The 18328-nt window shown below is 59.9% G+C and carries 20 protein-coding genes; 12 read left to right on the top strand and 8 right to left on the bottom strand.

Going from position 1 to position 18328, the window contains the following annotated elements; all coding sequences use genetic code 11:
• Positions 1-2 precede the first annotated feature (2 nt).
• Entirely contained in the window at positions 3-323 is a 321-nt protein-coding gene (locus tag K5R88_RS03180) for a hypothetical protein (RefSeq protein WP_226299175.1), read from the bottom strand.
• A 161-nt stretch (positions 324-484) separates the two neighbouring features.
• Positions 485-1048: a helix-turn-helix domain-containing protein gene (locus K5R88_RS03175; protein ID WP_192496349.1), complete on the bottom strand. Its 564-nt coding sequence runs from the start codon at positions 1046-1048 to the stop codon at positions 485-487.
• Between K5R88_RS03175 and K5R88_RS03170 the strand changes: the two genes are divergently transcribed.
• From K5R88_RS03170 to K5R88_RS03140, 7 genes are all read left to right on the top strand, one after another.
• Entirely contained in the window at positions 1043-2062 is a 1020-nt protein-coding gene (locus K5R88_RS03170; RefSeq protein ID WP_226299174.1) for a DMT family transporter, read from the top strand. The genes K5R88_RS03175 and K5R88_RS03170 overlap by 6 nt on opposite strands.
• A 913-nt stretch (positions 2063-2975) precedes the next feature.
• Positions 2976-5894, top strand: a complete 2919-nt coding sequence (locus tag K5R88_RS03165; RefSeq protein WP_226299173.1) for a monovalent cation/H+ antiporter subunit A — start codon at positions 2976-2978, stop codon at positions 5892-5894.
• Complete coding sequence (locus K5R88_RS03160; RefSeq protein WP_008029186.1) at positions 5894-6238, top strand: Na+/H+ antiporter subunit C; 345 nt, start codon at positions 5894-5896, stop codon at positions 6236-6238. The genes K5R88_RS03165 and K5R88_RS03160 overlap by 1 nt, the downstream gene beginning before the upstream one ends.
• Positions 6235-7920 (top strand): monovalent cation/H+ antiporter subunit D, encoded by a 1686-nt coding sequence (locus tag K5R88_RS03155; RefSeq protein ID WP_192496345.1) that lies wholly within the window; start codon positions 6235-6237, stop codon positions 7918-7920. Before K5R88_RS03160 ends, K5R88_RS03155 begins: the two co-directional genes overlap by 4 nt.
• The gene (locus K5R88_RS03150) at positions 7917-8405 is read left to right on the top strand and encodes a Na+/H+ antiporter subunit E (protein WP_008043764.1); all 489 of its coding nucleotides are present in this window, start codon (positions 7917-7919) and stop codon (positions 8403-8405) included. Before K5R88_RS03155 ends, K5R88_RS03150 begins: the two co-directional genes overlap by 4 nt.
• On the top strand, positions 8402-8680 hold the full coding sequence (locus K5R88_RS03145; protein ID WP_008029179.1) for a K+/H+ antiporter subunit F: 279 nt from the start codon (positions 8402-8404) through the stop codon (positions 8678-8680). Before K5R88_RS03150 ends, K5R88_RS03145 begins: the two co-directional genes overlap by 4 nt.
• Complete coding sequence (locus tag K5R88_RS03140; protein WP_008029177.1) at positions 8677-9039, top strand: Na+/H+ antiporter subunit G; 363 nt, start codon at positions 8677-8679, stop codon at positions 9037-9039. The genes K5R88_RS03145 and K5R88_RS03140 overlap by 4 nt, the downstream gene beginning before the upstream one ends.
• Before the next feature lie 114 nt (positions 9040-9153).
• On the opposite strand, the gene K5R88_RS03135 is transcribed toward K5R88_RS03140, so the two are convergent.
• Positions 9154-9591, bottom strand: a complete 438-nt coding sequence (locus tag K5R88_RS03135) for a DUF3995 domain-containing protein (RefSeq protein WP_226299172.1) — start codon at positions 9589-9591, stop codon at positions 9154-9156.
• Between the two features lie 91 nt (positions 9592-9682).
• On the opposite strand from K5R88_RS03135, the gene K5R88_RS03130 reads away from it, so the two are divergent.
• On the top strand, positions 9683-10069 hold the full coding sequence (locus K5R88_RS03130; RefSeq protein WP_008029173.1) for a DUF2946 domain-containing protein: 387 nt from the start codon (positions 9683-9685) through the stop codon (positions 10067-10069).
• Between the two features lie 85 nt (positions 10070-10154).
• The gene (locus K5R88_RS03125) at positions 10155-12287 is read left to right on the top strand and encodes a TonB-dependent receptor (RefSeq protein WP_226299171.1); all 2133 of its coding nucleotides are present in this window, start codon (positions 10155-10157) and stop codon (positions 12285-12287) included.
• 42 nt (positions 12288-12329) lie between these two features.
• Here K5R88_RS03125 and K5R88_RS03120 read toward each other — a convergent pair whose 3' ends face one another.
• From K5R88_RS03120 to K5R88_RS03110, 3 genes are all read right to left on the bottom strand, one after another.
• The gene (locus K5R88_RS03120) at positions 12330-13343 is read right to left on the bottom strand and encodes an ABC transporter substrate-binding protein (RefSeq protein ID WP_226299170.1); all 1014 of its coding nucleotides are present in this window, start codon (positions 13341-13343) and stop codon (positions 12330-12332) included.
• 116 nt (positions 13344-13459) lie between these two features.
• Positions 13460-13663 (bottom strand): hypothetical protein, encoded by a 204-nt coding sequence (locus K5R88_RS03115; protein WP_008035846.1) that lies wholly within the window; start codon positions 13661-13663, stop codon positions 13460-13462.
• Positions 13663-14133 carry a hypothetical protein gene (locus K5R88_RS03110; protein ID WP_008035847.1) on the bottom strand — a complete coding sequence of 157 codons (471 nt, stop codon included), beginning with the start codon at positions 14131-14133 and terminating at the stop codon, positions 13663-13665. Before K5R88_RS03110 ends, K5R88_RS03115 begins: the two co-directional genes overlap by 1 nt.
• 413 nt (positions 14134-14546) lie before the next feature.
• Between K5R88_RS03110 and K5R88_RS03105 the strand changes: the two genes are divergently transcribed.
• The 3 genes from K5R88_RS03105 to K5R88_RS03095 all read left to right on the top strand — a co-directional run bounded on the left by K5R88_RS03105 (position 14547) and on the right by K5R88_RS03095 (position 15555).
• Entirely contained in the window at positions 14547-14795 is a 249-nt protein-coding gene (locus K5R88_RS03105; RefSeq protein WP_223452543.1) for a hypothetical protein, read from the top strand.
• A 158-nt stretch (positions 14796-14953) separates the two neighbouring features.
• Positions 14954-15184 (top strand): hypothetical protein, encoded by a 231-nt coding sequence (locus K5R88_RS03100; protein ID WP_223452542.1) that lies wholly within the window; start codon positions 14954-14956, stop codon positions 15182-15184.
• Between the two features lie 131 nt (positions 15185-15315).
• Positions 15316-15555, top strand: coding sequence for a DUF2789 domain-containing protein (locus K5R88_RS03095; RefSeq protein ID WP_226299169.1), 240 nt, complete (start codon positions 15316-15318; stop codon positions 15553-15555).
• Here K5R88_RS03095 and K5R88_RS03090 read toward each other — a convergent pair whose 3' ends face one another.
• Together K5R88_RS03090 and K5R88_RS03085 are read right to left on the bottom strand one after the other, a co-directional pair.
• Positions 15556-15759: a hypothetical protein gene (locus K5R88_RS03090; RefSeq protein WP_008035852.1), complete on the bottom strand. Its 204-nt coding sequence runs from the start codon at positions 15757-15759 to the stop codon at positions 15556-15558. It lies immediately after the preceding gene.
• A 1076-nt stretch (positions 15760-16835) separates the two neighbouring features.
• Positions 16836-18059: a methyl-accepting chemotaxis protein gene (locus tag K5R88_RS03085; protein WP_225602348.1), complete on the bottom strand. Its 1224-nt coding sequence runs from the start codon at positions 18057-18059 to the stop codon at positions 16836-16838.
• Positions 18060-18328: the final 269 nt, after the last annotated feature.

Here is an 18328-nt window from a genome sequence, read left to right as displayed (position 1 = left end):
AATCAAGAACGCAAGATCTCGTAATTTATTGAATCAGAGAGGTCTCCGGCCGCGTCATGCCAGATGATGTATTTGAACTGTTTGTTCGGCCCTACATGATCAAGCAAAGTACTTTTTGGTACTTTTACTTGATAATAGCCATCGGTCGGCACGCCGAGCTTCAGCAGATACTCCTGACGCTCAATAAACACGCTGACATCTTCACGGGGAAAATTATTGTCGGGCTCAGGAATGAGGGCCGTAGCGCCATCCGCCGGAACATCTGTAAGTTTAATCACCCCACCTACAGCTTCTTTCATTTGGAGCGCTGGTAATAAAGCCATTTATCCAACTCCGTTCAGTGGACGGTCGGGCAAACCCTACCCGGCAGTCAGGGCAAGTCACGAGTACAACGTACTGAACGATATTTAAAGAACAATCACCCCGCCCGCCTACTGTCATAAATAACAGGTAGCGCATCATTTCAGATGAGCGGTATCCGAAATCAGATCACCACATTTCGCACAAATCGCGTCGCCACTTCCCCATCGTTGCGATAGGAATGAGGCTGGTTGCTGGCGAACATGAAAAACTCCCCCGCGCCGATGTTATGTGGCGTGTCGCGCACCATCAGCGTCAGGCAACCTTCGAACACGTAGATCTGTTCGCTCCAACCCTCTGCATCCGGTTGCGACGGATAAATCTCCCCCGGTTGCAGGCACCATTCCCACTGTTCCACTTCACGGGTGGCGGTGGCTTTGGACAGCAAAACGGCTTTGCTGCCCGGAATCACTCCGGCCCAGGCCACTTCGTTGATGCGGCTCGGGTCGCGGGCGTCCGGTGCCTGGATCAGGTCGCTGAAGGCCACATCCAGCGCTTCGGCCACGCGGTCGAGGGTGGTCAGGCTGACGTTCTTCTCGCCGGCCTCGATGGCCACCAGCATTCGGCGGCTGACCCCGGACTTTTCGGCGAGCGCGGTCTGGCTCATGTCGGCGGCGTGGCGCAGACGCCGAACATTCAGGCTGACGTGCTGAAGGACCGAAGCCCGCTGCGTTGAATCTTTGTGCACTATATTGCTCACTTATCGGCGTTGGGCAGTATACTGCGCAACATTCGGCGCATTGTGCGTCGCCCTCAGGTAGCGCGCAAGGTCATGACGTCGTTGAATTCCTCCCTGGCTTCTTCCCGCAAATTCAGCAAGGCCGAGTGCGTGCTGGTGTTGATCACCATGGTCTGGGGCGGGACCTTCTTGCTGGTGCAGCACGCGATGACCGTCAGCGGCCCGATGTTCTTCGTCGGCCTGCGCTTTGCCGCCGCCGCGTGCATCGTTGCCCTGTTCTCCTGGCGTCATCTGCGGGAAATGACCCTGTTCGAACTCAAGGCCGGCGCCTTTATCGGCGTGGCGATCATGCTCGGCTACGGACTGCAGACCGTCGGGCTGCAGAGCATTCCAAGCAGTCAGTCGGCCTTTATTACCGCGCTGTACGTACCCTTCGTGCCGTTGCTGCAATGGCTGGTGCTGGGGCGGCGTCCGGGGTTGATGCCGAGCATCGGGATCATGCTGGCGTTTACCGGGTTGATGTTGCTGTCGGGGCCCGCGGGTGCATCGTTCAACTTCAGTCCGGGTGAAATCGCCACGCTGATCAGCGCCATCGCGATTGCCGCGGAGATCATTCTGATCAGCACCTACGCCGGCCAGGTCGATGTGCGCCGGGTGACGGTGGTGCAATTGGCGACCACCTCGGTGTTGTCGTTCTTGCTGGTGGTGCCGACTCAGGAAGTCATTCCTGACTTTTCATGGTTTTTGCTGTGCAGCGCCCTCGGCCTCGGCGCAGCGAGCGCGGCGATTCAGGTGGCGATGAACTGGGCGCAGAAGAGCGTTTCTCCGACGCGGGCGACGTTGATTTACGCGGGTGAGCCCGTGTGGGCCGGGATCGTCGGAAGGATCGCCGGGGAACGGTTGCCGGCGATTGCGTTGGTGGGCGCGGGGTTGATTGTGGCGGCGGTGATTGTGAGTGAGTTGAAGACCAAGGGTAAGGCAGCTGCGGTCGAGGAAGAGTTGGAGCGCGAAACTCAGGGGTAAGCCTCAAGATTTGAAGCGCCTGATAAATCGTCTTCGCCCCTTGCGACCACGTCGACCTTCACCTCTTTGCCGTACAACCCGACATCCCGCTGCTCGACGCTGCGGAACATGCCAAACATATGATCGGCACCGCGCTCACGGGGACAGGCCTCTATTGACGGCATGCACGCCGCTCAAGCGGAAGGTGACGCATGAACCCGTACATATCGATGACCAACAATGATTGCGATATCCCGGTGTTGCTGGTCGCCATGTACACATCCCTCCTGTAGGAGCCGGCTTGCCGGCGATGGACGTTAACGATAACGCGGGCTGCCTGAATGAACGCGTTGCCCCGACGCTTTTCGCGGGCAAGCCTCGCTCCTACAGGGAGTCACGTTTGCTTTTGATTTTCACCACTCATTAGGCCGAGCGTTAGCTCGCCTTCCGCTTTTGATCTGAGCGCCCCCTCGAGAGGCCGAGTGGAGGTTCTGCGCAGTGGGCAACCCGGCATGGATGCCGGGTTAGCCGCCCCCGGCCATGGATGGCCGATGGCGGCGGGCCCACGGAGCAGGACCGGAACGAGGGCATGGCGAGCATTAGCGAGGCACCGAACGAAAGGGGCAAGAGCCCTTGGTTACTTGGGGCTTTTCCAAGTGACTCGCCGTAAGGGCGAAACCAATAGAAGCCGTTACCGCAGCAATGGATATGTACACCATCAAAGAAACACGCCGGCCATTAGGACGCCATCGTCGGAACGCCGCCCGCAGCAAGCCGGCTCGCAAAGGGTTCAGCCCCATTGAACACAACCCCCTGAAACAATGTGAATCAGGCTTTTTCCGTCTACCTTGTAGGATTCTGCCACAGCTTGCCGTTTGGTGATCCGGGGACTGGCACGTATGATGCTTCACAAACTTCCGCAGATTAGAAGCCTATGTCCCTGATAGTTCTACTGCTTCTGCCCTTTGTCGGCAGCTGTCTGGCAGCCGTGCTGCCGCACAACGCGCGTAACACTGAATCTTTGTTGGCTGGCGTCGTTGCCCTCATAGGCACCGTCCAGGTCGCACTCCTGTACCCGCAGATCGCCCATGGTGGCGTCATTCGCGAAGAGTTTTTCTGGCTACCCAGCCTCGGCCTGAACTTCGTTCTGCGCATGGACGGGTTTGCCTGGCTGTTCTCGATGCTGGTACTGGGCATCGGCACGCTGGTGTCGTTGTATGCCCGCTATTACATGTCGCCGGACGATCCAGTGCCGCGGTTCTTCGCGTTTTTCCTGGCGTTCATGGGCGCCATGCTCGGCCTGGTGATTTCCGGCAACCTGATCCAGATCGTGTTTTTCTGGGAGCTGACCAGCCTCTTTTCATTCCTGTTGATCGGCTATTGGCACCACCGCGCTGATGCGCGACGCGGCGCTTACATGGCGCTGATGGTCACTGGCGCGGGCGGTTTGTGCCTGTTGGCGGGGGTCATGCTGCTTGGCCATGTGGTCGGCAGCTATGACCTGGACAAGGTCCTGGCCGCCGGCGATCTGATTCGCGCACATGCCCTCTACCCTCTTCTGCTGCCCCTGATTCTGATCGGCGCCCTGAGTAAAAGCGCGCAATTCCCCTTCCACTTCTGGCTGCCCCACGCGATGGCGGCGCCGACACCGGTCTCTGCGTATTTGCACTCGGCGACCATGGTCAAGGCTGGGGTGTTTCTGCTGGCGCGGCTGTGGCCGTCGTTGTCCGGCAGTGAGGAATGGTTCTACATCGTCAGCGGTGCCGGTGCTTGCACCCTGTTACTCGGCGCGTACTGCGCGATGTTCCAGAACGACCTCAAAGGCCTGCTCGCATACTCGACCATCAGCCACCTAGGCCTGATCACCCTGCTGCTGGGCCTGAACAGTCCACTGGCTGCCGTGGCCGCCGTGTTTCACATCCTCAACCACGCCACCTTCAAGGCGTCGCTGTTCATGGCCGCCGGGATCATTGACCACGAAAGCGGCACCCGCGACATTCGCAAACTCAGCGGCCTGATCAAACTGATTCCGTTCACCGCGACGTTGGCCATGGTCGCCAGTGCCTCGATGGCGGGCGTGCCGTTGCTCAACGGTTTCCTGTCGAAAGAGATGTTCTTCGCCGAAACGGTATTCATCAACGCGACCGCCTGGATCGAGTTGACCCTGCCCATCGTCGCGACCATCGCCGGCACGTTCAGCGTCGCCTATTCACTGCGCTTCACGGTTGATGTGTTCTTCGGCCCGACCGCCACCGACCTGCCGCACACCCCGCACGAACCGCCACGCTGGATGCGTGCACCGGTGGAATTGCTGGTGTTCACCTGCCTGATCGTGGGGATTTTCCCGGCACAAGTGGTCGGCTCGTTACTGGCTGCCGCTGCCCTGCCCGTCGTTGGCGGCACCTTGCCTGAATACAGCCTGGCGATCTGGCACGGCTGGAACGCGCCGATGATCATGAGCCTGGTCGCCATGTCCGGCGGCATCGTGCTCTACCTGCTGCTGCGCAACCAGTTCAAGCACGGGCGTTTCAAATACCCGCCGGTGATTGGCCTGTTCAACGGCAAGCGCCTGTTCGAGCGCAGCCTGGTGATCATGATGCGCCTGGCCCGTCGCCTGGAGCGGCGGATCAGCACCAAACGCCTGCAAACCCAGCTGTTCCTGATGGTGCTCGCAGCCGTGCTGGCCGGGTTGATCCCGATGCTGCACAGCAGCCTGAGCTGGGGTGACCGGCCGAAGATTCCGGGCTCGATCGTGTTCGTGACCTTGTGGCTGCTGGCGATTGCCTGTGCCCTCGGCGCGGCGTGGCAAGCCAAGTATCACCGGCTCGCGGCACTGACCATGGTCAGCGTCTGTGGACTGATGACCTGCGTCACCTTCGTCTGGTTCTCCGCGCCCGATCTGGCGCTGACGCAACTGGTGGTTGAAGTGGTGACCACGGTGCTGATCCTGCTGGGCCTGCGTTGGTTGCCGCGACGGATCGAAGAGGTTTCGCCGCTGCCGAGCAGCCTGCGCAAGGCACGCATCCGGCGTCTGCGCGACTTGCTGCTGTCGATCGCCGTCGGGGGCGGCATGGCGTTGCTGTCGTACGCAATGCTGACGCGCCAGACGCCCAACGACATTTCCTCGTTCTACCTCAGCCGAGCCCTGCCGGAAGGCGGCGGCAGCAACGTGGTCAACGTGATGCTGGTGGACTTCCGTGGCTTCGATACCCTCGGCGAAATCACCGTGCTGGTGGCTGTGGCGCTGACCGTGTTCGCGCTGTTGCGACGCTTCCGCCCGCCGAAAGAAAGCCTGCAACTGCCGGCGCAACAACGCTTGCTCGCGCCCGACGTGGTCACCGATCTGGTCAACCCACGTCACGCCAGCGACACCGCCCTCGGCTTCATGATGGTCCCGGCGGTGCTGGTGCGCATGCTGTTGCCGATTGCGTTCGTGGTCTCGATCTACCTGTTCATGCGCGGCCACAACCAGCCGGGCGGCGGGTTTGTCGCGGGGCTGGTGATGTCGGTGGCGTTCATCCTGCAATACATGGTCGCCGGCACGCAGTGGGTCGAGGCACAAATGAGCCTGCGCCCACTGCGCTGGATGGGCACCGGTTTGCTGTTCGCCACGGTCACCGGGCTCGGGGCGATGGCGGTCGGCTATCCGTTCCTGACCACCCACACCTGGCATGCCGAACTGCCGGTATTGGGCGACATTCACATCGCCAGCGCACTGTTCTTCGACATCGGCGTGTACTCGGTGGTGGTCGGCTCGACGCTGTTGATCCTCACCGCCCTCGGCCACCAATCGGTACGCGGCCATAAAACCGCTGCCCAGCCCAGATCCGTCGCCACGAAAGGAGCCGTCTGATGGAAGAAGTCATCGCAATCGCCATCGGCGTACTGGCCGCGTCCGGTGTCTGGCTGGTGCTACGGCCACGGACGTTCCAGGTGGTCATGGGCCTGTGCCTGCTGTCGTACGGCGTCAATCTGTTCATCTTCAGCATGGGCAGTCTGTTCATCGGCAAAGAGCCGAACATCAAGGACGGCGTACCGCAAGATCTGTTGCATTACACCGACCCGCTGCCACAAGCGCTGGTGCTGACCGCCATCGTGATCAGCTTCGCCATGACCGCGCTGTTTCTCGTCGTGCTGCTGGCTTCGCGTGGCTTGACCGGCACCGACCATGTGGATGGCCGGGAGCCTAAAGAATGAATGCGATGACGCACCTGATCGCCGCACCGATTCTGTTGCCGCTGCTGACCGCCGCCATCATGCTGATGCTGGGCGAGAAGCACCGCCCGCTGAAGGCTAAAATCAACCTGCTTTCCAGCCTCTTGGGGCTGGGCATCGCCGTGCTGTTGCTGCAATGGACGCAAACCACTGATGTGCCCGGCTCCATCGGCGTCTACCTGCCGGGCAACTGGCAAGTGCCGTTCGGGATCGTGCTGGTGGTCGATCGCCTGTCCGCGCTGATGCTGGTGCTGACCGGGATCATCGGCGTCAGCGCCCTGCTGTTCGCGATGGCCCGATGGGACGGCGCCGGTTCCAGTTTCCACGCGCTGTTCCAGATCCAGATGATGGGTTTGTATGGCGCGTTCCTGACAGCGGACCTGTTCAACCTGTTCGTGTTTTTCGAGGTGCTGCTGGCGGCCTCTTACGGCCTGATGCTCCACGGTTCGGGCCGGGCGCGGGTGTCGTCGGGGTTGCATTACATCTCGATCAATCTGCTGGCCTCGTCGCTGTTCCTGATCGGCGCGGCGCTGATCTACGGCGTCACCGGCACCCTGAACATGGCTGACCTGGCGCTGAAAATCCCGCTGGTGCCGGAAGCCGATCGCGGCTTGCTGCATGCCGGCGCGGCGATTCTCGCCGTGGCGTTCCTGGCCAAGGCCGGGATGTGGCCACTGAATTTCTGGCTGGTGCCGGCCTATTCCTCGGCCAGTGCGCCGGTGGCGGCGATGTTCGCGATCATGACCAAGGTTGGCGTCTACACCTTGCTGCGCCTGTGGACCTTGCTGTTCTCCGGTCAGGCTGGCGCGTCAGCTTATTTTGGCGGCGACTGGCTGATCTACGGCGGCATGGCAACCATCGTCTGCGCCGCCGTGGCGATTCTCGCCGCGCAACGTCTGGAGCGCATGGCCAGCCTGAGCATTCTGGTGTCGGCGGGCATTCTGCTGTCGGCCATCGGTTTCGCCCAGCCGAACCTGATCGGCGCGGCGCTGTTCTATCTCGTCAGCTCGACCCTGGCGTTGAGCGCGTTGTTCCTGCTGGCCGAGTTGATCGAACGTTCGCGCTCGGCCAATGAAATGCCGTTGTTCGATGACGCCGACCTAATTGCGCGGCCGATGGAATCCCTGCAACCGCCCAAAGGCATCAACCTCGACGATGAACAGAAAGCCGTGGTCGGCCAGGTGATTCCATGGACCATGGCGTTTCTCGGCTTGAGCTTCATCGCTTGCGCGTTGCTGATCATCGGCATGCCGCCGCTGTCCGGCTTTATCGGCAAACTCGGTTTACTGCACGCCCTGCTCAACCCGCTGGGCCTGGGCAATGGCGCGGATGAACCGGTGTCGAACGCCGCGTGGGGTTTGTTGGCGTTGCTGATTCTCTCCGGGCTGGCGTCGTTGATTGCCTTCTCGCGCCTGGGCATCCAGCGTTTCTGGACGCCTGAAGAACGGCCATCACCCTTGCTGCGACGGCTCGAATGTGTGCCGATCATTGCACTGTTGGGCCTGAGCATTCTGCTGACCTTCAAGGCCGAGCCGCTGCTGCGTTACACCCAGGCCGCCGCACAAACCTTGAACAATCCGCAGCAATACGTGATGGCGGTGCTTGGCACCCGGGCAGTTCCGAGTCCGGAAGCCAAAGCGGCCGTCGCGGAGGTGCAGCCATGAGGCGTCTGTTTCCTGCACCTTGGTTGTCGCTGGCGCTGTGGTTGTTGTGGCTGGTGCTGAACCTGTCGATAAGCCCCGGCAATCTGCTACTGGGCGCCGTGCTCGGGTTTTGCGCGCCGTTGATGATGCGCAAGTTGCGCCCCCTGCCGATCCGCATTCGGCGTCCCGGCGTGATTCTGCGTTTGTTCTTGATCGTCGGTCGCGACGTGCTGGTCTCCAACCTTGCTGTGGCCTGGGGTGTCTTGAACGCCGGTCGACGCCCGCCGCGCTCGCGGTTCATCAAGGTGCCGCTGGATTTGCGCGACGCCAACGGCCTGGCGGCACTGGCGATGATCTGCACGGTGGTGCCCGGTACGGTCTGGTCCGAACTGGCGCTGGACCGCAGCATTTTGTTGCTGCACGTCTTCGATCTGGATGACGAAGCGCTGTTCATCGAGCATTTCAAGGTGACTTACGAACGCCCGTTGATGGAGATTTTCGAATGAGCCCGTTGCTGTCGAATGCGGTTCTGCTGAGCCTGTTCATTTTTTCGCTGGCGATGGTCCTGACCCTGATCCGCCTGTTCAAAGGGCCGTCGGCGCAGGACCGGGTTCTGGCGCTGGATTACCTGTACATCATCGCGATGCTGATGATGCTGACACTGGGTATTCGTTATGCCAGTGACACGTACTTCGAAGCGGCGCTGCTGATCGCGCTGTTCGGCTTCGTCGGCTCGTTTGCCCTGGCGAAATTCCTGCTGCGTGGCGAGGTGATCGAATGAACGCTGAACTGTCTCTGTGGGTGGAAATCCCGGTGGCGATCCTGCTGGTACTCAGCAGTGTTTTTGCGCTGATCGGGGCGATCGGGCTGGTGCGGATGAAGGATTATTTTCAACGCATGCACCCGCCGGCGCTGGCCTCGACATTGGGTGCGTGGTGCGTGGCGCTGGGGTCGATCATCTACTTTTCGGCGCTAAAGTCCGGGCCGGTGCTGCATGCCTGGCTGATCCCGATTCTGTTGGCGATTACGGTGCCGGTAACCACGTTGCTGCTGGCGCGGGCGGCGTTGTTCCGCAAGCGTATGGCGGGGGATGATGTGCCGGCCGAGGTGAGTAGCCGGCGGACGGAGAGTGGGAGTTAAGTTCAGAGATTTGTATTGATTGTCAGGGCCTCTTCGCGGGCAAGCCTTGCTCCTACAGGGACCGGCTGTAAACACACATCCCTCTGTAGGAGCAAGGCTTGCCCGCGAAGCTTTTCAAATCCAGGCAACTACCAGCAACCCCGCCCCCAACACCACACACAACGGCGAATACACCCACGTATCCAGCCGGGCAAATTCCGATCCCTTGACCTGCTTGAAAAACCCCACCAGGTTCGAATCGCCAATCGCCCGGGCGAACATCAGCATCGCGATGGCGCTGATCACCCATTGCAGCGATTGATGGGTCACCGCCGGCACCCACCAGCCAACGCGCAAACACACCAGCGCTGCAATCAGCAGCAAACCGAAAGCCACCAGCAACGTCAACCACCCCGAGGGCTTGAACGCAGGCTGCGATCTCGCGCTGCCCTCCACCGGCACCTGCGGCACGGCCGCCACGGCAGCCCACTGGCCACCCATCGCCCAGTAGACATGGATCAGGCTGATCACCGCGAAGATCGTCACCAGCCCTTGAGCCAACACAAACGTCATGTCGAGGATCCTAGAAAAGTATTTAACAGAATCATCCTAGTCGGCATTTTTAGAAGTGCGCGAATGATCAACGATGTTAAAGTGCCGCCCCATGAAACTCGCCCGGACCGATCGCTCACTCATTGCATGGATGCTTTATTGCTGCGTCCTGTTCAATGTGTTCGCCTGCAGCATCGGTCACGGACAAATGGTCGGGGCGCAGCTCAACGGCCTCGGCGGTCAGTTCTGTACGGTTGACCCGCGCACTCAGGCACCTGCGTCCTCAAACACGTCCGAAGAGCAACTGCCGACCCTGTCGAAAGCCTTCGGCTGCCCGTTGTGCTCCACCGGCGGCATGGGCCCGGCGCTCAACTCCAGCCTGACCCTGGCGATCCTGCCGCAAACACACAGCCCACCCTTGGCGGTCGTCGCCAACGCTGACCTCCCTGCCCGCTTCACCTGGCCTTCGGCCAACCCCCGCGCCCCGCCGTTCGCCTGAATCCTTCGCCATTCAATCAGCTCACTTCGCCAACGCGAGGCGTTCGCCTGTGCGCTGTTTCCTAGCAAGCATTCAGGATTCATCGATGAAAACCATTCCTTTGCTGGCCAGCCTGATCGGCTGCCTGTCCGTTAACGCCTGGGCACAATCCACAGTGGACCTCGCACCAATCACCATTGATGGCGAAGCACCCGCCGAGCCGGGTCTGAGCCTGGACCAATCCAGCGGCATGGCCTCGCGACTGGGACTGAGCGTGCGTGAAACCCCGGCGTCGGTGGCGATTGCCAACCGCAACGACATCGAACGCCACGGCGCGCAAAACTTCCAGGACGCCGCCAACACCTTGCCCGGCGTGAATGCCAGTGCGCCGCCGGGTTTCGGTGGGTTCGTCTCCTACCGTGGCTTCACCAGCAGCCAGATCACCCAGATGTTCAATGGCGTCAACGTCTCTGGCGGCCTTGCCCGGCCCGTGGATGCGTGGATCTATGATCGGGTGGAACTGGTGGGCGGCCCGTCATCGCTGATCAATGGCGCCGGCTCCGTGGGCGGTTCGCTGAACTACGTGACCAAACTGGCGACCCGTGAAGAGCAAGCGGTCGAAGGCCGGGTCAGCTACGGCAGTTACGACACCACCGAGACCGCGTTCGGCCTTAATCACGCGCTCAGTGAAGCCGGTGCGGATGTGCAGCATTACGCGCGGCTGGATGTCAGCCACAACACCGGCAACGGCTATATTGATCGCCAGGAACGCGATGCGTGGAGCGTGGCGTTTTCGCTGCTCAGTGACCTGACGCCAAACCTGTCCCACACCCTGGCCCTGGAATATCAGGATGAACACGAAGACAGTCCGTACTGGGGCACGCCGGTGCTGAATCCCAAGGCCGGTGAACTGAAGATCGACAAGCACAACCGCTTCAACAACTACAACGTCGAGGACGGCCGTTACGAGCAACGTACAATCTGGGTGCGCTCGATCATCGACTACCGGATCAACGACAGCACCACCCTGCGCAACACGCTTTATCACCTCGACAGTCAGCGCGATTACCGCAACCTGGAAACCTATCAGTACAGCGCCAACAACCGCGCGGTGAACCGCTCCACGGCGTACCAGGTGCGCCATCAGGGCGAGCAGAACGGCAACCAGTTCGAACTGCGTCACGACAACACGCTGTTTGGCCTGGACACCACCTGGTCCGGCGGTTTCGAGTACAAGGTCAACCAGACCACCAATTCGCCGCTGAACGTCAAAGGCGCAAGCACGGTCGACCCGAACAACTTTCAGCCGGGGCATTTCTACGACATCCCGGGCACCCGGCCGGGGTTTGTCAGCGACAAGACCAACGAAGTCACCACCAAGGCGCTGTTCGCCGAGAACCGCCTGGCGCTGACCGATAAATTGTCGTTGCTGACCGGCCTGCGTTACGACGACATCGATCTGGACGTGACCAACCACCGGGAAGTGACCGCCAGCAATCCACGTCATCTCAAACGTAGCTGGGAGCCTGTGACTGGTCGCGTCGGCCTGACCTACCAGTTCATCCCTGACGCCAACGTCTACGTGCAATACAGCACCGCCGCCGAACAACCCAACGGCACGCAGGATTTTGATGTCTCGACCGGCAAGCAATGGGAAGTCGGCAGCAAATTCGACTATCTGGACGGGCGCGGTTCGGCGACGCTGGCGGCGTACACGATTGAGCGCAAAGACTTCGCGGTGACCGATCCGCTGGCCCCGACGCTTAGCATTCCCGTGGGCCAGCAGACGTCCAAAGGCATCGAACTGGCCAGTTCGCTGCGGATCACCGACAAGCTGTTGGCCGAAGGCAACTTTGCCTGGGTTGATGCTCAGTACGACGAGTTCACCGAGAAGAATGCTGCGGGTGTGGTGGTTTCACGCAAGGGCAACACACCGACCAACGTGCCGGACCGGGTCGGCAATCTGTGGCTGACCTATGACTTTGCGCCGCAATGGCAAGGGGGCGTCGATGCGCGATACGTCGCCTCGGTGTTTGCCGACAGCGCCAACACGATGACCGTGCCGTCCTATACGCTTTACGGCACGTTTCTCAGCTACAAGGTCGATCGGCACACCACCGTCACTGGCCGGGTACGCAACCTGACCAACGAGGTGTATGCCGAGTTTGCGCACGTGTCGCCGGCGTATTACCTGGGTACACCGCGGACCTTTGAGCTGGCGGTGCAAACCCGGTTTTAATCAATCATTGCTCCTACAGTACGGTGATATCAGCCACACCCATCATTTCAACTCGGCGGAGACTTTATCCGCCACATCCTTCGGCAGCCACGCCTGCCACACATCCGGGTGCGCCTTCATGAACGCCTCCGCCGCCTGGCGCGGTGGAGTGTGTTTCTCGCTCATATCAGCCAGCGCCTTGTTCAACGGGCCGATGGGGAAATCGACCTTGCTGAAGAACTCGGCAATCTGCGGATATTGTTTCTGGAACGGTGTGGACACCCCAATCGACAGCTTCGAGGGCAGTGAGCGCGTCGGTTTCGGATTGGGGTTGTCGGCGTCGGTCAGGGTTTTCCAGGCTTCGGCGTCGAACGGTGGTTCTTCCAGCTGAACCAGTCTGAAGCGCCCGAGCAAGGGCGTAGGCGACCAGTAATAGAACAGGACCGGCTTGCCACGACGGATCGACGAACTGATTTCCGCATCCAGCGCCGCCCCGGAGCCGCTGCGGAAATTCACATAGCTGTCGTTCAAGCCATAGGCCGTGAGCTTCTGTTTGTTGACCACCTCCGAGGTCCAGCCGATCGGGCTGTTGAGGAAACGCCCCTTGCCCGGGCTTTCCGGGTCACTGAACACGTCCTTGTATTTCGGCAGGTCACTGACACTGCGCAAGCCGGGGGCCAGCGGTTTGATCCCCTTGGCCGGATCGCCCTTGATCACGTATTCGGGCACCCACCAGCCTTCGGTGGCGCCCTTCACCGTATCGCCGAGGCTCGCGACTTTACCTTCGGCTTCAGCCTTGACCCAGACCGGGCTGCGACCGGCCCATTCTTCGCCAATGACCTGAATGTCATTGTTGGCCAGGGCGGTTTCCAGGGTGATGGTCGTTCCCGGCAAGGTATCGGTCTGCAGCCCGTAGCCCTTCTCGACAATGATCCGCAGGATATCGGTGATCAGACTGCCGCTTTCCCAGTTCAGGTCGGCGAAGTGGATCGGCGCCTGGGCGGCGAATACCGGAATGGGCGAACCCAGACCGAAAGCGACCAGAACAGTGGCCAGCAACCGTCGAAATCCGTTCATGCTTTTGCACCTCGTGCTGTTCACAGCAATAGCAGGATGGCCTGATAAAGACCGCGAGCCTCAAAATACTCAGTCAACTGACTGTAGTAGAGGTTCCTGCTTTCGAGGGGCGAGGATTATTTTTCGGAAATTTCCTGCAAGCGCGCCAGCTCTCTTCTGACCATGCTGGCGTATTCCGCCGGGCGCAATGTGTAAATCTGCGACGCCACCCACCCCAGCCAGGCCCCCTGCAAGATGGCCTTCTGCTCGAACAGTCGCTGAGCCTCCACCTGGGCGCTGGCCTGGTTCTGTATGTGAAAATCGGCGCGGGTCAGGGGCATTACTCGCTGGCCTTGAAGGTTACCAGTTCACCCTTGCGCCACTTGGCAGCCTTGGCCGTCACGGCTTTCAGGGTTTTGGTCAGGCCTTCCTGCAATTGTTGGTGGGCGGCAAATACCATCACCACGCTGTGACCTTCCTTGAACACGATCCCGTGACCGTCGGCGGTGGTCACGAACGCGTAATCGCCCAGGCCATACACCGTCAGTTTGATTTCGCGGAACTTGATGTCCAGCTTGCCGCCTTCGCGACTGGGCAAAACCGAAGCGCTGAAATGATCGCCGACTTTAAGTTTCAGGCCTGGCTTGTCGTCCACCACCAGTGCTGATTCGGTGTCGATCTCGGCAATGTAAATGCCTTCAGCGTTCTGTTCGGTGATGTAAACAAAACGTGACTGGAACTGCTTGACCAGCTTTGCGCGCAAATCACCCAGCACGAACAAAGCATGCATATCGAGATTACTTACTGCCAAGGAAACATCCCCACATCTGAAAATGATGCCGCACGCTTACAAACAGCGCACAGCAGAAAAAAGCGGCAATGCCGAAGGTGTCGCCAAATGACCCGTGTTGAAATCCTGAAACGAGCAGAGGGCTCATTCATCGCGAGGCGTAAGAAGACTAATGGAAAGTCACTCGCGTCGTCTTGCCTGGAGTTCGTCAGAGGTTGAAGGAAAAAGCCCTTCTGACTGCCAGAAAAAACGGATTACCAACCTTAGGGAAAAAACTCTTTAAAAAAAGCACTTTTCCGACATATCGCCGGCAAAAAATTGCTTTAGATAACCATCAATCGCCCACCAGTGACGGTGATTCTAGAGCAGCGATGCTCTTCGAGACTACCCAAAACGATGTACACACGTCGGCAAAATAACGAAAAGGACTTCATATGTGCACCCTGACACACTTCGCCCGTCCCCTCGCGCCTTACTCAGGCAACCCGTCGACGCTGTACGCGGCGGGGTTTCAACACCCTGAACTTGACCCTGAAACGCTTGCCACACCGCGTTTTCAGGTTGTTCTGGCCGGTAATGCGTTCTTCCACATCAAAGAAATTTCCACTGGCCATGTCAGAGGTTTCCGCAGCGACCACAACGAAGCATGCGCACTCGCCCGCCAGCTCGAATTACATCGCTAAGCGCTACGCTCAGTCCCTTCTTATAGACGTTTCGTCATGCCGACGACTTAACTCAGCCGTCGGCAGGCAACTACTGCCATACTGCCGAACCAATGAAACCCGTTCCCAAGGCGGACGGCGTTCAACACAACAGGATATTTCCAGGGGAAGGCTGCTACGTGACGGAATTTGATATCGGTGAATTTTTTATCCGGGGCGAAGCCAGAGAAGTCGAAGGCGAATTCCAGGCGGTCATTGTCATGCGCGCCAAACCACCGCTGACCACGGTGACGTATCACCAGGTCGAGAAGGATCGCTGGTTCAAGACCTCGGACGTTGCTGCCGTCGCCGCCCGTGAAGCCGCCCAGGCCTTGAAGCTCGCCGTCGATCAGGGGGCCTTGAAAGCCTGATCAGCCGATTCGCAGTCTATGCTCATTCCTGATTTCGGACATCGCTATCGAATGCCTGAAGCGCGGCGCCCTCAGATGCAATGCAGCCGCACCTCAGATCTCGTACCTGCGCGACCAGCAAGGAGATGAAGATGGATTCACCTATACACGACTTGAAAGGCTTGTTCGACCAGCTAGGCCTGGACTCCAGCGAGAAGGCCATCGACGACTTCATCGCCAGTCATTCGCCTATGCCCTTTGATAAAAAGCTCATCGATGCCGAGTTCTGGACGCCACAACAAGCTGGTTTCCTGAAAAAACAATTGCGTGAGGATGCTGATTGGTCACGGGTGGTTGATGACCTGAATCTGCGTATGCATCAGGTTCACTAGTCAATGCAGGCTGTCGGGGGCTTCGGCGCTTAATTGGGCCAACCAGGCAGCCTTGCACTCCTCCGCTTCATCGCGACGGGAGAATGCCGTCCCCCGGCGTTCGCCGTTCAGCAGCACGACCCAGCAGACGCTCTGCCCCTGCGCTCGCAAACTGGCGGGCACACCGCTGCCGATCATGACGGCGACATCGACTTTGCTTTGCATGCTGACCTCTTTGACTTCATTAGCAACCTAACTATGAAGGTATGGTAATGAGTTCATGTGTGAGGAAACAGCAACTGTGTTGCATAGATTAGTTGCTGGAATCGCAACAATGGTGGGGTTGGGGTTGGGGTACATATCCGTTTCTGCGGTAACGGCGGCTGGCGGTTTCGCTTTTACAGCGAGTCACTTGGAAGAGCCCCAAGTAACCAAGGGCTCTTGCCCCTTTCGTTCGGTGGCTCGCTAAGGCTCGCCATGCCCTCGCTCCGGTCCTGCTCCGTGGGCCCGCCGCCATCGGCCATCCATGGCCGGGGGCGGCTAACCCGGCATCCATGCCGGGTTGCCCACTGCGCAGAACCTCCACTCGGCCTCTCGAGGGGGCGTGTACCTCAAGATCAAAAGCTGAAGGCGAGCTAACGCTCGGCCTGATGAGTGGTGAAAAGCAAAAGCAAACGCGATTCCCTGTAGGAGCGAGGCTTGCCCGCGAAAAGCGTCGGGACAACGCGTTCATTCAGACAGCCCGCGTTATCGTTGACGCCCATCGCCAGCAAGCTGGCTCCTACAATTTTGAATCGTGTGAACCCAATCCCCGTGCAGGAGCCGGCTTGCTGCGGGCGGCGTTCCGACGATGGCGGTGGGTCAGTCAACCTGTTTATTGACTGGACGGACGCAATCGCCAGCAAGCCGGCTCCTACAGGGGATCGGTGTACATGTCGAAAATGAGTGGCCGCAGTAGTGAAGCAGAACGCGTACGCAAATGAGCCAGGTCGGCTTTCAGGCCGCCTCGGCGGCTGTGGCGGTGGTCGCCCCCTCGAGAGGCCGAGCGGAGGTTCTGCGCAGTGGGCAACCCGGCATGGATGCCGGGTTAGCCGCGCACGGCCAAGGATGGCCGATCGCGGCGGGCCCACGGAGCAGGACCGGAGCGAGGGGATGCCGAGCCACAGCGAGGCACCGAACGAAAGGGGCAAAAGCGCTTTGGTTACTTTCGCGCTTTTCGAAAGTGACTCGCCGTAAGGGCGAAACCAATAGCCGCCATCACCACAGCAACGGATACACACACGCCCCTAAAACAATACCTATCAACGAGCCCCCTGCGGCTTATACCCCAACCGCAAACCACCCCAATGCCGCCCCTTGAGCATGATCGGCACCGAAAGATCGTGCATCAACTCCCCCGTGTCCCGCGTATAGGTTTGCAACAAAACAGCCTGTTGATGGCTGCCACAACGAATCCCGGTGCGGTCGGCAAATTTGCGTTTGGTGCGGTTTTGCAGCGTATCGACCTGCGCATCACCGGTCAGTGGCTGACTGAAAACCTTGTTATGGGTCGGCACATAACCTTGCTGCGTGCAGGCGATGGCAAACACCAGGCCTTCATGGCGCGGCAGCAACGGTTCCTGAATCGCCGGCAAAACCTTATCGGTGTAGCGGTCGAAACGGGTCTGGTACTTGGCCGGACTGGTGTCAGGAATGGCCTGATAACTGCGGTCGAACAAGTCATCGAGACTGACAAGACCCTGGTCGATATCCGCCTCAAAGCGTGCCGTAATCTGACGCGCACCTTCGCGGGCCAGGTCATAAATCCGCTGGTGATAGTCATCCAGTCCGACCTCGGCCAGACGCTCGCTGATGGTTTCGGCCTGACCTTCCATTTGCACCGCGGCTTGCGCCAGACGCTGAGTCTGTTGATCGCTGATCGCCAGATCGCTGCGCATCTGTTCGATGGCGTGAAACAAGCTGTCGAGTTGTTCGCGGTTGGTGTCGGCGCCCTTGGCAATATCGCCGACCTGACTTTCGACGCCAGCCGCCAGGCGGGCAATGTTTTCCAGGTGCTGGCCGGTGTGCTCGACCTGCTGGACACCGATGTCGAGGTCGCTGGACAGCTGCCGGATCTGCTCCACCACTTGCGCGGTGCGTTGCTGGATATCGGCAACCATCTCGCCGACTTCGCCGGTCGCCGTCGCTGTGCGCGCGGCCAGGCCGCGAACCTCGTCGGCGACGACTGCGAACCCGCGACCGTGCTCCCCGGCCCGTGCCGCTTCGATGGCCGCGTTCAATGCCAGCAGATTGGTCTGGCTGGCAATGGACTGGATCACCAGCGTGACCCGCTGGATATCGTCGCTGCGCAGGCTCAGGGCTTCGATCAGCTCACGACTGTTGCTCGCGCGCTGACTGAGTTGATGCATGCGGGTGATGGATTCGACCAGCTCCGTGCGCCCTGCCGCGCTGCTCTGATGCGCTTCGCTGGCGGCACTGAGGGCCGTTCGACTGAGTGTCGAGGTGGCTTGTTCGGTGGCGATCATCACTTCGGCATTGCTGACAATCTGTGCCGCGGCACCGAGTTGCGATTGCAGTTTGTCGGCCAGTTGCTTGACCGAAAAGGCTACGCCGGCGGCCGACAAGGCGTTATGACTGGTGGTGTAGGAAAGATCGCGAGTCAGTTCGGCGATGGCGCCGGAGTTGTCGGCAGATGGTTCTAAGGGAATGGCACGAGAACGTAGCCGAGGTAGCCAGATAATCAGGACGGCCAACGGCAAGCCAACGTAAAGCGGCCAGCCACCCAGCGTCATGC

Source organism: Pseudomonas sp. MM213 (assembly GCF_020423045.1).
GTDB lineage: Bacteria > Pseudomonadota > Gammaproteobacteria > Pseudomonadales > Pseudomonadaceae > Aquipseudomonas > Aquipseudomonas migulae.
Note: the sequence above shows the minus strand (reverse complement) of the source record. Positions and strands in the feature narration are given on the sequence as shown.

Excerpts from the sequence above, each read along its gene's own strand:
- K5R88_RS03180 (WP_226299175.1), bottom strand. The coding sequence starts at position 323 with ATGGCTTTATTACCAGCGCTCCAAATGAAAGAAGCTGTAGGTGGGGTG.
- K5R88_RS03165 (WP_226299173.1), top strand. The coding sequence starts at position 2,976 with ATGTCCCTGATAGTTCTACTGCTTCTGCCCTTTGTCGGCAGCTGTCTG.
- K5R88_RS03160 (WP_008029186.1), top strand. The coding sequence starts at position 5,894 with ATGGAAGAAGTCATCGCAATCGCCATCGGCGTACTGGCCGCGTCCGGT.
- K5R88_RS03155 (WP_192496345.1), top strand. The coding sequence starts at position 6,235 with ATGAATGCGATGACGCACCTGATCGCCGCACCGATTCTGTTGCCGCTG.
- K5R88_RS03150 (WP_008043764.1), top strand. The coding sequence starts at position 7,917 with ATGAGGCGTCTGTTTCCTGCACCTTGGTTGTCGCTGGCGCTGTGGTTG.
- K5R88_RS03145 (WP_008029179.1), top strand. The coding sequence starts at position 8,402 with ATGAGCCCGTTGCTGTCGAATGCGGTTCTGCTGAGCCTGTTCATTTTT.
- K5R88_RS03140 (WP_008029177.1), top strand. The coding sequence starts at position 8,677 with ATGAACGCTGAACTGTCTCTGTGGGTGGAAATCCCGGTGGCGATCCTG.
- K5R88_RS03135 (WP_226299172.1), bottom strand. The coding sequence starts at position 9,591 with ATGACGTTTGTGTTGGCTCAAGGGCTGGTGACGATCTTCGCGGTGATC.
- K5R88_RS03130 (WP_008029173.1), top strand. The coding sequence starts at position 9,683 with ATGAAACTCGCCCGGACCGATCGCTCACTCATTGCATGGATGCTTTAT.
- K5R88_RS03125 (WP_226299171.1), top strand. The coding sequence starts at position 10,155 with ATGAAAACCATTCCTTTGCTGGCCAGCCTGATCGGCTGCCTGTCCGTT.
- K5R88_RS03120 (WP_226299170.1), bottom strand. The coding sequence starts at position 13,343 with ATGAACGGATTTCGACGGTTGCTGGCCACTGTTCTGGTCGCTTTCGGT.
- K5R88_RS03115 (WP_008035846.1), bottom strand. The coding sequence starts at position 13,663 with ATGCCCCTGACCCGCGCCGATTTTCACATACAGAACCAGGCCAGCGCC.
- K5R88_RS03105 (WP_223452543.1), top strand. The coding sequence starts at position 14,547 with ATGTGCACCCTGACACACTTCGCCCGTCCCCTCGCGCCTTACTCAGGC.
- K5R88_RS03095 (WP_226299169.1), top strand. The coding sequence starts at position 15,316 with ATGGATTCACCTATACACGACTTGAAAGGCTTGTTCGACCAGCTAGGC.
- K5R88_RS03090 (WP_008035852.1), bottom strand. The coding sequence starts at position 15,759 with ATGCAAAGCAAAGTCGATGTCGCCGTCATGATCGGCAGCGGTGTGCCC.
- K5R88_RS03085 (WP_225602348.1), bottom strand. The coding sequence starts at position 18,059 with ATGATCGCCACCGAACAAGCCACCTCGACACTCAGTCGAACGGCCCTC.